Annotated in this window: 10 protein-coding genes; 6 read left to right on the forward strand and 4 right to left on the reverse strand. The window is 54.2% G+C overall.

The genetic code is table 11. From position 1 onward, the window contains the following. The first annotated feature begins 271 nt into the window (after positions 1-271). The 4 genes from P40081_RS39770 (at position 272) to P40081_RS13880 (ending at position 7402) form a co-directional block, all read left to right on the forward strand. Entirely contained in the window at positions 272-397 is a 126-nt protein-coding gene (locus P40081_RS39770; protein ID WP_269323256.1) for a hypothetical protein, read from the forward strand. A 22-nt stretch (positions 398-419) separates the two neighbouring features. Next, the gene (locus tag P40081_RS13865; protein ID WP_063779795.1) at positions 420-4349 is read left to right on the forward strand and encodes a galactose-binding domain-containing protein; all 3930 of its coding nucleotides are present in this window, start codon (positions 420-422) and stop codon (positions 4347-4349) included. A gap of 1087 nt (positions 4350-5436) precedes the next feature. Then, positions 5437-6360 carry a cysteine synthase A gene (cysK, locus tag P40081_RS13875; RefSeq protein WP_042136199.1) on the forward strand — a complete coding sequence of 308 codons (924 nt, stop codon included), beginning with the start codon at positions 5437-5439 and terminating at the stop codon, positions 6358-6360. 19 nt (positions 6361-6379) lie between these two features. Then, positions 6380-7402: a hypothetical protein gene (locus tag P40081_RS13880; RefSeq protein ID WP_052421818.1), complete on the forward strand. Its 1023-nt coding sequence runs from the start codon at positions 6380-6382 to the stop codon at positions 7400-7402. 39 nt (positions 7403-7441) lie between these two features. Here P40081_RS13880 and P40081_RS13885 read toward each other — a convergent pair whose 3' ends face one another. From P40081_RS13885 to P40081_RS13900, 4 genes are all read right to left on the reverse strand, one after another. Beyond that, complete coding sequence (locus P40081_RS13885; RefSeq protein WP_052421819.1) at positions 7442-8050, reverse strand: VanZ family protein; 609 nt, start codon at positions 8048-8050, stop codon at positions 7442-7444. A gap of 47 nt (positions 8051-8097) precedes the next feature. Next, on the reverse strand, positions 8098-8955 hold the full coding sequence (locus tag P40081_RS13890; protein WP_042136200.1) for a D-Ala-D-Ala carboxypeptidase VanY: 858 nt from the start codon (positions 8953-8955) through the stop codon (positions 8098-8100). Positions 8956-9044: 89 nt separating this feature from the next. After that, entirely contained in the window at positions 9045-10142 is a 1098-nt protein-coding gene (locus P40081_RS13895; RefSeq protein WP_042136201.1) for a sensor histidine kinase, read from the reverse strand. Continuing rightward, on the reverse strand, positions 10135-10830 hold the full coding sequence (locus P40081_RS13900) for a response regulator transcription factor (RefSeq protein WP_042136202.1): 696 nt from the start codon (positions 10828-10830) through the stop codon (positions 10135-10137). The genes P40081_RS13895 and P40081_RS13900 overlap by 8 nt, the downstream gene beginning before the upstream one ends. A 341-nt stretch (positions 10831-11171) precedes the next feature. Between P40081_RS13900 and P40081_RS13905 the strand changes: the two genes are divergently transcribed. Both P40081_RS13905 and P40081_RS13910 read left to right on the forward strand, forming a co-directional pair. Beyond that, entirely contained in the window at positions 11172-11942 is a 771-nt protein-coding gene (locus P40081_RS13905) for a sensor histidine kinase (protein WP_231575353.1), read from the forward strand. After that, positions 11911-12576, forward strand: coding sequence for a response regulator (locus P40081_RS13910; protein ID WP_042136203.1), 666 nt, complete (start codon positions 11911-11913; stop codon positions 12574-12576). The genes P40081_RS13905 and P40081_RS13910 overlap by 32 nt, the downstream gene beginning before the upstream one ends. Positions 12577-12599: the final 23 nt, after the last annotated feature.

Below are 12599 nucleotides of genomic sequence, written 5' to 3' on the forward strand. Positions count from 1 at the left end.
GGTGTTGTTCAGAGGAAGGGCTCCAGTCAACATCACTTAGCGTGCTGCATAAAAATATGAAATCCGTATTTATGCACACACTAATCATAGAATAAGCCATCGACCTCAACCTAGTGATATCTTATATTATTACCATAATTAGTTAGTTCATAGGCTCACTCCGGGTCCGGTCCGTTTCTCTTGCGCTTGCGCTTGCGGTTTGCTGTTCTGCATATTGACGCAAGGAGCGGACCGGTCTTTTGAATGTGTAAGGGAAGCAGTGGGGGGAGGAGTGAACTGGCTGATTGCAAAATTATCTTCAGGACTGCAAGAAGGCAAGGGAATCAAGGAGGCGAGGAGTATAAGGATAAGGGGAAGGGATATTTTTGAAAGCGCATACTTTAAGGCGGCATCATAAAATTATAGGAGGTGGTTGGCAGATGATTACCAGACACAAGGCTTCTGTGAAAAGGACATTCCTGTTGTACAGTCTGATTCTTGCGCTATGTGTGGGCCAGTTGGCGTTATTCCCGGCAGTGGGGGCAGCGGCAGGCAATCTGGCTCAAGGCAAGACGATTACCGCTAGCTCGGTCGGTGATGTGTATGTGGCAGCGAACGCCAATGACAGCAACCAGGGGACGTATTGGGAGAGTGCCAGCAATGCTTTTCCGCAATGGATCAAGGTCGATCTAGGCTCCAGCAGCAGCGTCAATCAGGTTGTACTCAAGCTGCCGTCAGCCTGGGAAGCAAGAACACAGACATTGTCCGTTCAAGGCAGTACGGATGATGCTTCTTACAGCAACCTGGCTGCATCTGCTGCCTACAGCTTCAATCCTTCCAGCGGCTCTAACACAGTCACTGTTAATTTCACTGCTGCAATAGCCCGTTATATTAAAATAACCTTCACGGCCAACACCGGCTGGCCTGCTGCGCAGTTATCCGAACTCGAGGTGTACGGAACTGCGGTTTCGGCACCGGGAACTTATGAAGCGGAAGCTGCCGCCTTGTCCGGCGGGGCCAAAACCAACACAGATCACACCGGCTATACCGGGTCGGCGTTTGTTGATGGTTATCTTGCCCAAGGAGCAGCGACAACGTTCACCGTTTCGGCTGCATCTGCTGGCAATTACAGCGCAGCGCTGCGGTATGCCAATGCCTCCGGCAGCACCAGGACGCTGAGTGTCTACGTGAACGGTACCAAGATCAAGCAGACCTCACTTGCTAACCTGGCCAACTGGGATACCTGGTCTACACAGGCAGAAATCCTGGCGTTAAATGCCGGAAATAACACGATTGCCTACAAATACGATGCGTCCGACTCCGGCAACGTGAATCTGGATCAGCTGGTCCTGACCGTCTCAACGGCCCCGACGGCTACTGCAACCCCCGTTCCGACGGTGGCACCAACGGTAGCGCCGACAGCCACACCAGTGCCAACGGCAACAGTAGCACCAACGGCTTCTCCTACTGTAGCCCCGACGGCCACACCAACCCCAACGCCTGCTCCAACCCCAACTGTCACACCATCACCTTCGCCAACTGCCTCGCCGACGGCCTCCCCAAGCGCGGGTCCTGGCTCGAACCTGGCAATCGGCAAAGCGGTTAATGCCTCATCTTCAGTCTTTACGTTTGTCCCCGCGAATGCCAATGACGGAGATGTGACTACGTACTGGGAAGGAGCGGGCGGAAGCTACCCGAACACACTGACTGTGAACCTTGGCGCGAACGCCAATGTGACCTCGGTAGTTGTGAAGCTGAATCCTGCAGCGGCCTGGGCTACCCGTACCCAAACCATTCAGGTACTGGGTCATAACCAGTCTACCGGCACCTTCACGAGTCTAGTTCCGGCCACGGTGTACACCTTTAACCCGGCCAGCGGCAACTCCGTGACCATTCCTGTCACAGCAACGGCCAGCGAGCTGCAGCTGAAATTCACCACGAACTCCGGTTCAAGCGCCGGACAGGTAGCTGAATTTCAGATCATCGGCACACCGGCTGCGAATCCGGATCTGACAGTAACGGCAATGTCCTGGAGCCCTTCCGCTCCGGTAGAGACCGATGTCATCTCGCTGAATGCTACCGTCAAGAATACCGGGTCTGCATCAGCGGCAGCAACAAACGTCAGCTTCTATCTGGGTACCACGCTTGCCGGGACAGCACCAGTCGGTGCACTGGCCGCAGGTGCTTCGGCTACAGTATCGCTGAACATCGGCGCCAAAGATGCCGCAACCTATGCCTTAAGTGCAAAGGTCGACGAGAGCAACACCGTCATTGAGCTGAATGAAGGGAATAACAGCTTTTCGAATCCCGCATCGCTTACCGTAAATCCGGTATCCAGCTCGGATCTGATTGCTTCTCCGGTCAGCTGGTCGCCGGGGAATCCGGCTGGCGGGAATCCCGTGAGCTTCTCAGTCGCTATTAAGAATCAGGGAACGGCAGCCTCGGCAAGTGGTGCACATAACATCACACTGACCTTGACTGATGCGACCACCGGTGCGGTAATCAAAACGCTGACCGGTGCTTATAACGGTGTCATTGCCAGCGGAAGCACAACGGCTCCGGTTGCCCTTGGAACCTGGACCGCTGTGAACGGGAAATATAATGTAAAAACTGAAATTGCCGCAGACGCTAATGAACTGGCAGTGAAACGGGCCAACAACATCCAGAATCAGTCGCTGTACATTGGACGCGGGGCCAACATGCCTTACGATATGTATGAAGCGGAGGACGGGGTTGTCGGGGGCGGAGCAGTCAAGCTGAATCCGAACCGCAATATCGGTGATCTTGCCGGTGAAGCCTCGGGCAGAAGAGCAGTTACACTGAACACAACGGGCAGCTATGTTGAATTCACCACCAAAGCCAGCACCAACACGCTCGTTACCCGGTTCTCAATTCCGGACTCGGCAAGCGGTGACGGAACAACCGCTACACTTAATATCTATGTGAACGGCGTATTCAACAAAGCCATCACGCTGAACTCCAAATACGCCTGGCTGTATGGCTCAGAGATCAGCCCGGGCAATTCCCCAAGCGCCGGTTCGCCGCGTCACATCTATGATGAAGCGAATATTATGTTCGACAGCACCATTCCGGCGGGCAGCACAATCAGACTTCAGAAGGACGCAGCCAACACTTCACAGTATGCGATTGATTTCGTCAGCCTGGAGCAGGTAGTGCCGATTGCCAATCCGGACCCGGCCAAATATACGGTTCCGCTCGGCTTCACGCACCAGGACGTGCAGAATGCGATTGATAAGGTCCGTATGGATACAACCGGCAACCTTACCGGTGTATATCTTCCAGCCGGATCGTATGAAACCTCGAACAAGTTCCAGGTCTACGGCAAAGCGATTAAAATTGTCGGAGCCGGACCCTGGTATACGCGGTTCTATGCGCCGGTTAACCAGTCCAATACGGATGTTGGCTTCAGGGCTACCGATTCAGCGAATGGATCAACCTTCTCAGGGTTTGCCTATTTCGGCAACTATACCTCACGGATTGACGGTCCCGGCAAAGTGTTCGACTTCTCCAATGTAGCGAACATTACGATCGACAACATCTGGACCGAACATCAGGTATGTATGTACTGGGGTGCGAATACCGACTTCATGGTGATCCGAAACTCCCGTATCCGCAACACCTTCGCCGACGGCATTAATATGACCAACGGCAGCACGAACAACCTCGTGTCCAACAATGAAGCCCGGGCGACCGGAGATGACAGCTTCGCGCTGTTCTCGGCAATCGATTCCGGCGGCTCGGACATGAAAGACAATGTATACGAGAACCTGACCTCAATCCTGACCTGGCGTGCAGCCGGTGTAGCCGTCTACGGCGGTTATGCCAACACCTTCCGCAACATCTATATTGCGGATACACTCTGCTATTCGGGGATTACGATCAGCTCACTGGACTTCGGGTATGCCATGAACGGCTTCGGCGCATCGCCGACTACGAATTTCCAGAACATTTCAGTCGTCCGGGCCGGCGGACATTTCTGGGGCTCACAGACCTTCCCGGCCATCTGGGTATTCTCCGCCTCCAAGGTGTTCCAGGGCATCCGCGTCAGCGATGTGGATATCATTGATCCGACCTATCACGGGATTATGTTCCAGACCAACTATGTCGGCAATTCACCGCAATTCCCTGTAGCGGACACGATTTTTACAAATGTTACGATTTCCGGCGCGCAGAAGAGCGGCGATGCCTTCGACGCCAAATCCGGAGTCGGCATCTGGGCCAACGAATCGGCTGAAGCAGGTCAAGGCCCGGCGGTAGGTAACGTTGTTTTCAATAACTTGAAGATCCTGAACACTGTAACGCCTATTAAAAATACCACGTCAACGTTTACGATTACGGTGAATCCGTAGGGCTGAATAGTATAGCTGATTATTGTATGGCTGAATATTGCTCAGCTGCATTATGCTAAGTTGCATGATATTCAGCATGCTGCAAAAAACCGCCTCCCGTGTGTCCGGGGGGCGGTTTTTCCCGTTGAACCGGATAACTGTCCTCCTTTGGACAGCAGAACCTGTTCATCTTGGAACCGGGTCTAGGACTGTTTGTACAAACAGCCACCAAACTGCGGAAATCCTGCAGGTTATACAACATTTCAGGCTCAAGCTCGCCTAACTGCGGAAATCCTGCATATTTTACAACATTTCAGGCTCTGTCCAGCCTAAAAAGACGGAAATATTGTATGTTTTACAACAATTAAGGAGTTATCTTGCTTATCTGAGGAAAATTATTGTATTTTGTACAACAATCCGTAATTTGGCTCGCTCATCTGCTGAAAATCCTGCATAAAGTACAACAATTCCAGTTGTGTCCCACATTACCGGTGTTATCCCTGCTAGTTAGCCTGTGTCCGCGCTAATCCTTACTATTCTCGCAGCCCTTGCAGCCCCCGCCGCCACGCACCCCCGCCGCCACGCACCCCGCCGCCACGCACCCCCGCCGCCACGCACCCCGCCGCCACGCACCCCCGCCGCCACGCACCCCGCCGCCACGCACCCCCGCCGCCACGCACCCCGCCGCCACGCACCCCCGCCGCCACGCACCCCGCCGCCACGCACCCCCGCCGCCACGCACCCCCGCCGCCACACATTCCGCAATCCACGCACCCCGCAACCCACGCTACGCCGCCACACCCTCCACAATCCACACCCCCCGCCGCCACACCCCCCGCCGCCACACCCCCCGCATCCCCCTGCCGCCACGTACCAAACATCCCCCCACAGATCGCCGTTCAGCACTAAGTACACTTATACAAACCCTCTGACTCCACTATTCAAGCGGGCATAGGCGGTTCAGTATTCTGTCCGTGGATATTAGCAGGGTTTCTGGCTTAAGAGTAGCCCCTCTGAAGCCGCCAAATCGACAAGTGCCACCCGGTAGCGATACAATGGATGTTACATCGTGCATGAAGATTAAGACAGGAATAGGGGAGGTATATATATGACTAAGCTGGTAGTCAATAATATTACAGAGCTGATCGGCGGTACGCCGGTTGTACGCTTGAACCGCATTACCGGGCCGGAGGATGCGGAGCTGTACGTGAAGCTGGAAATGTTCAATCCCAGCGGCAGCGTTAAGGACCGGGCTGCATATAATCTGATCCTGCAGGCAGAGCTGGACGGGCGCCTGCAGCCCGGCGGGACGATCATCGAGCCGACGAGCGGCAATACCGGCATCGGCCTGGCGATGAATGCGGCAGCGAAAGGGTATAAGGCAATCCTGATCATGCCGGATAATATGACGAAGGAACGGATCAATATCCTGAAGGCCTACGGAGCGGAGGTTGTGCTGACACCGGCGGCAGAGCGGATGCCTGGCGCTATTGCCAAGGCAGTAGAGCTGGGCAAAGAGATTGCCGGGAGCTTCATTCCGCAGCAGTTCGAGAATCAGGCGAATCCGGACATTCACCGCATTACCACCGCTCCGGAAATTCTGGAGCAGATGGAAGGCCGGCTGGACGTATTCGTAGCTACGTCCGGAACAGGCGGCACGATTACCGGCACAGGAGAAGCGCTGCGTGAGCAGCTGCCGGAGCTCCGCGTGGTTGTCGTGGAGCCGCAAGGGTCACCGGTGCTCTCCGGCGGCAAGCCCGGACCGCATAAGCTGGTGGGCACCAGCCCCGGATTCGTGCCGGCGATTCTAAATACCGGCATCTATAATGAGATTGTGCAGGTATCCGATGAAGATGCACTGGATATGGTAAGGAGGTTGGCCAGTACCGAAGGGATCCTGATTGGTCCTTCCGGCGGAGCAGCAGTATGGACAGCCTTGCAGGAAGCCCGGCGCCTTGGCCGCGGCAAGCGGGTGCTGTGCATTGCTCCCGATACTGGTGAACGCTACCTTAGTATGGGTATATTCGAATAACTCCACTGGAGGGGACCCTATGAATCGCGTGAAGAGAAGTTCCCGGCAGCGGCTGAAAGCAGCCGGACTGATTATTCTTATGGCGGCAGTAGTCTTCGCCTTGTCCGGCTGTTCAAGGACAGATGGCAATGACAATGCAGGCGGTGCAGAATCTCCGGCCATGCCATCACCTGTGGCGCAGAGTCCGTCGCCAGTCCCGCAGCAGACCGCTGTTCCGCAAACGGCGGACCCTACTGCAGCCGCTGCGGCTACCGAATCGCCTGCCCTGGCGGCATTCCTCGATCCCGCCAAGCTGCAGCCTGTATTCGGCTTCGCCGACGAAACCGGGAGTCATATTCTTGTGACCTCGCAGGAGGAGGGAAGCGGGGAGCAGATGGAATCCCTGAATACCGCTATCGGCAACGGAGGCCAGGTACTGGCCGTGAAGTTCGGGAAGCGGCAAGCGGGGAGTGAGAACAGCAATGGCCGGGAGCTGGCGAATAATTTCGCTAACCTGGCCGGATTTGTCTACACGGTAGAGGGCGGCGCTGCGAAACCGGATGAAACCTATTATCTGGCTGATTCCTCCAGCTTCCCGCCGGCTGCATTAGTAGATCTGCAACCCGCCGACCAGGCAGCTCCGCAGCTTGCCGCCGGAGATCCCGTGCGCAAGAGCATAGCTGCCGTTAAGCACCGGGAGATTCAGTCCGCCTGGAAGCTGGCTGATCTGGCCCTGAATAGGGAGCTGTATCTGGTCCAGTTCACAAGACAGGATAAGGATATGCTGTTCAGTATTGTCCTGAATGAAGACGGTAAGCTCAGCTTCATGGATTATCCTGCGGTTATTGAGAACGATGAATACTCGGTCTGGCGTGTCGATGACGGCGGGGAGATGCGGCCGGAGATGTTCTCGTTACTGTTTGCTGCACAGTCGGCAGACGGATTACTGCTTGGCCTGAACTGGTGGGGAGCGGAGGGTGTGAACTCCTTCTTCCTGCTGCAGCAAGGCAATGCCTTCAAAGAACTGGAGATCCAGTACGGCCGGTACACTTCTCCGATATAAGGCGGGATATAAATCCTTAGCGATGACAAAGGCTCCCCGTCACCTTTTGGTGACAGAGGAGCCTTTGCCGGTTATAACAGGAGGATTAGACTTCGTATCATAGATGATCCTTCTATTATCCGCTGGTGCGGGGTCGTCCTTATTGGCGGCACCGCTTTTTCCGCTTGGATTAAATGCCTTGATCACAGGCCGGAACAGGATATACCCCAGCAGCCCGCCGAAGGTATTCAGAATGAGATCGTCCACATCAAAGGTTCCGATGTAGAATACCGCCTGCGAACATTCAAGCACTGCACTTAACGCCAAAGAACGCAGCAGGACACCAGTGAAAGAGCCGCCGCCTTTCCCGTTCGGGGACAGTAGCACAAGGAATACGCCATAAGGGATAAACAAGGCGATATTTCCCGCGAAATTAACCAGGGTAGTAGCTGTCAGATGATGATACGTATTGGACAGGGTGGCCAGCGGAACGAAGTTTCCTGTATGCAGGCTGCCGGCAATGTTATCCGGGCTCTTCTGCAGCTGCTGCCAGAGAAAGCTGAAGTTAATCGAACCAAACTTGAATAAGATGATTTTGAATAGTACATAGATGTATACGGCGAAAAGTGCCTGCAACCCGTATATTCTCAGTTTGTATGCCGGATTCATTCCGCATCACCGCCTTCTCTAGGTTATATTGTTATATGGCCTGGCTGTTATGGATATACCGTCATAATAACGCCGTCGATATTATTGCCTGAGAACTCCACATGCCGGCCTTCAGGGGTAGGAACCGGAGTATTTCCAGAGACCGCTATATAGGAAATCTGATATTCTGTATCGTTAACGGTAGCGGTAATCGTCTCCTGCTGCTTCAGATAATCCAGGTATTCTTCCAGGGTGAAATGCTTATCCCTCATAATGATGCTGTGCGGCAGGCCGACATAGCGGAAATGCCAAGGCTCATACTGGATGCCGGTAATATCCGTCTTATCTTCAGGATAGCGCAGGATAAATCCGTAATCCCAGGCGTTGTCACGAAGCCATTGCCCTTCCGGAGCCTGGCTCATCGCCATCTGCGAGGAGCCGATATCAAGTGACAAGCCCAGATTATGCTCGCTATGGCCGGGTGGAAGGGCATATTCGGCTCCCTTCTCCTCATAGAGCTGCTTCTGCTCTGAGTTGTTCCGGTATCCGCTGCTGATCAGGAAATTCTGGACACCCTGCCCGGCAGCAGCTCCTATCATAATCGAGAATTGCTCCGCTACCTGCTCGGAGAGCATCGTCTTGTTGTCCAGCAGGCCATAGCCCTCAGTCAGCTCCTGATGCTCAGACAGATTCACAATATCTTTACTGACTCCCGCTTTATGTACAGGGTATTCTTTGTTGACGAGCAGCAGATTGCCCTGATGAACCCTGCTTTTAGGGATAACCGTCAGATTCTTGGAGCCGTGGTCCGTAAGGACTTGAACGATTGGGATGTCCTGTCCGGGGACAACAGCTTCTCTGCCTTGGTACAGCCCTTCATACCCAAGCAGACCGGCAAGAACAACCCAAAAAACCCACTTCTTCATTTCATCTTCCTCCTTGGACTCTATGTCCATAAGAATAGGGGAGTGAATTTAAAAAGAAGTGGGGTAAAGATAAAGTTTTTCTTAAATCTCTACTTGAGCAGACCCGGCAGCCGCACCTCAAAGAGAGTGCGGATCGTGTCACTCTGGACAGAGATCGTGCCGTGGTGCTGCTCGACGATATTTTTGGCAATGAACAGGCCCAGTCCGGTACTGCCTTCCTGATGTGTCCGTGCCCGGTCGCCGGTATAGAACATATCGAAGAGAAAAGGCAGCTCATCTTCGGGGATGCTATCGCCATAGTTGATCACCTGGACAAGCGCATTCTCCCCCTCCGGGTTGCAGCGGATATCGACATACTGGCCGTCTTTGCCATAACGCACGGCATTGGTCAGCAGGTTCTCGAACACCCGGGCCAGCAGCTCGCCGTCCCCGGATATTCTCATCTGCGGAGCCAGCGCAAGGCGGGCAGTCAGCCCGTTGTTCTCCAGCACAGGATATAGCTCTTCGTTCAGCTGGACGAGCAGCTCGCTTAGATCAAGCGGAAGCTTCTGGACGGTCAGCATGCCGTAATTCATCCGGGTAATCTCAAACAGCTCATCAATCAGCTTCTCAAGCCGCTGCGATTTGGTGTAGGCAATCGTTGTGTAATGCTTAACCTGATCGGCGCTTAACTGCCCGTCCTTCAGCACCAGATCCAGATAACCCAGCACGGAGGTCAGCGGTGTCCGCAGATCATGGGCCAGATTGAGCACTAGCTTGTCCTTGCTGTTCTCGGCGAAATCCCCGCGTTCTACCGCCTGCTGCAGCTTATCCTTGGCCAGATTCAAATCGGCGGCAATATCCTCGAACTCATCGCTGGAAGTTATGCTGATGCGGCTTTTGAAATCCCCGTTCGCCAGAAGGCGGATATGGTGGGAGATCTCTTTGAAATAACGGGCATACGGCTTGGTGAACAGGAAGAAGAACAGCAGCGCCAGCGGGATGAAGAAGATCAGGAAGAAATTGAGGTCGCCGAAATTGGCGATCATCCAGCGGAAGCGGGCCAGCGGGTCCTCCAGCTTAACCTGTGAGGTATAGTACATCTGCAGACCTTTATAGAGGGCAAAAGTAATGGCGCCGGAGCAGATCATGCTCAGAACGAGCAGGGAGATCATTTTGAAGCGGAAGCTGCGGAACAGATTAGCCATTGAATGTGTACCCTACCCCCCAGATCGTTTTGATCCACGTGTTTTTGGTCTGTTCTTCGCCAAGCTTCTTCCGCAGGGTGCGGATATGAACCATGACTGTGTTTCCGCCTTCATAATAAGCTTCGCCCCAGACCTGCCGGAAGAGATGCTCTGCACTGAACACCTTCTTGGGATAGCTGGCCAGCAGATAGAGGATATCGAACTCCTTCGGCGTCAGCTCAACCGATTGTCCGTACAGCGTGACCGACCGGCGGTCCGGATCAATGATCAGACCTCCCGTTTCCAGCACTGCCTTGTGCTCCGTAACCGGCTGATTCAGCTGCGTGGACCGGCGGAGCTGCGCATTCACTCTGGCGACCAGCTCCATAGGGTTGAACGGCTTGGTCATATAATCGTCGGCGCCGATGACAAGTCCGGTGATTTTATCCAGATCCGAAGTCTTCGCGCTCAAAAAAATAATCGGCAGCCCGTGCTTCTCCCGGATCTGCCGGGTCACCTCATACCCGTCCATGCCGGGCATCATAATATCCAATACCGCCAGATCAATATGCTGGGATTGGACCGCCTGCACAGCCGCTGTGCCGCTTGTGACCTTGATGGGGTGATAGCCCTCTTTTTCCAGATGCAGTCCGATCAGCTCGGCAATTTCCGCATCATCATCGGCGATAAGAATCGTAATACGTTTCATTTCAATGTCTCTCCTGTATAGTCAGCATGAATTCATACTTGATTGTGCTTTGTTCCTAGTGTACCCTATCGGATATGGTTTCGCGACCTGCTATTATTGTAAGTATGGAGTCCGGACGAGATAAGATTATTTTTAAAATACTTATATTTGTAACATTTATTGCCGGGCATAGCCCGAAAGAGTCATGCCGGGGAAGTCGCGGTAATGATAAAGTTATCTTCAGTATTAGGGAGGCGACAGCGACGTATACCCGAATTAAAGTGCTCATCCTGCTCATTCCAACACTTATGGTCGGCATCTGGGAGTTTGTGCGGCATCAGTTCCTGATGCAGTACATCTCCATGGACATGGGAAACTATTTAACGCCGGTGCTTGTCTTTCTGTTCAGTATTATTCTGCTGCTGCCGCTCTTCCGGATGCTTGAACGGAGCCAGCGGGAGCTGGAACGGGAGCGGGCGGCAACTACGGCGATGGAAGCACGTGAGCTGCTGGCCAAGGAGCTGCATGACGGGATGGCACAGTCGCTGTTTCTGCTCTCCGTGCGGATTGACCGCCTGGAACAGAACCGCAAAGACGGTGAGATCAGCGCAGAGAGCGTAGACCAGATCAAGAAAACAGTTCACGAAGTCAACCGTTATGTGCGTCAGGCCATTGCCAATCTGAAGGTGCCGGTCAGCGGCAAAGAAAGCTTCTCCCTGGAGAGGTCCATTCAAGAGCAGCTTGCCGGAATAGCCGGGGAAGTGATGATTGAGGTGTCGCTGGACTGGCATCTGGACGAGCAGGCGCTAACGTCAGCCGAACAGGCTGAGCTGTTGTCCTGCATCCGCGAAGCCATTATTAACGTGCGCAAGCATACGCGCGCAAGAAAGGTGTCCGTCTCCGGACAAGGCGATAGGCTGAATTGGAACGTGGCTGTTACCGATAACGGTGCCGGATTTGTGCATGCCGATCCTTTTGCGGTGAGCGGGAGCTATGGTCTGCAGATTATGAGAGAACGGGCACGCAGCATGGGCTGGAAGCTTAACTTACAATCCGGTTCTGCCGGAACAGTGGTAGAGATTGCGAAAGGGGGGACGCCGGATGGAACGCTGCCGGGTGCTGATCGTAGATGACCATGCGCATGCGCGTGAAGCCATGAGTGAAATCGTGGCGCTGGATGAACGGTTCGAAGTGATCGGCACTGTTGCGAGCGGGGCGGAGGCGATCGTCTGGACCGGACAATGGATGCCGGACCTGTTTCTGATTGACATCGAGATGCCGGGAATGGACGGGCTGGAGACTACGCGGCGCATTAAGCTGGAGTACCCGTATGTCAAGATCGTCATCGTCACCGTATCGGATGAGATCTCCTATCTGTTCGAAGCGCTCAAGCAGGGGGCGCAGGGGTATCTCCTGAAGAACCTGGCTCCGTCGACCTGGATTGAATATTTGCTGGCGATTGTAAGTGAGGAGGTTCCGCTGAGCCGGGAGCTGGCTTTTCAGATTCTGAAAGAGTTCGCCGTGACCTCCGTCAAGGAGGAGCGGGAGGCATTAACGGCGCGGGAGAAGGAAATACTGGGCTGTGTATCTTCCGGGTCAACGAATAAGGAGATTGCGGCCACCCTCGGGATCTCTGAGCACACCGTCAAAAACCACCTCAAAAACATTCTCCAGAAGCTCCAGCTTCAGAACCGCACGCAGCTCACCCGGTATGCCATGGAGCAGGGACTGGCTTCGCGGGAGCGGGATTTTCCGGGGAAAAGATAGAGCTTACAGAATGATAATGGGAT

The organism is Paenibacillus sp. FSL P4-0081 (genome assembly GCF_000758565.1).
Classification (GTDB): domain Bacteria; phylum Bacillota; class Bacilli; order Paenibacillales; family Paenibacillaceae; genus Paenibacillus_AQ; species Paenibacillus_AQ phytohabitans.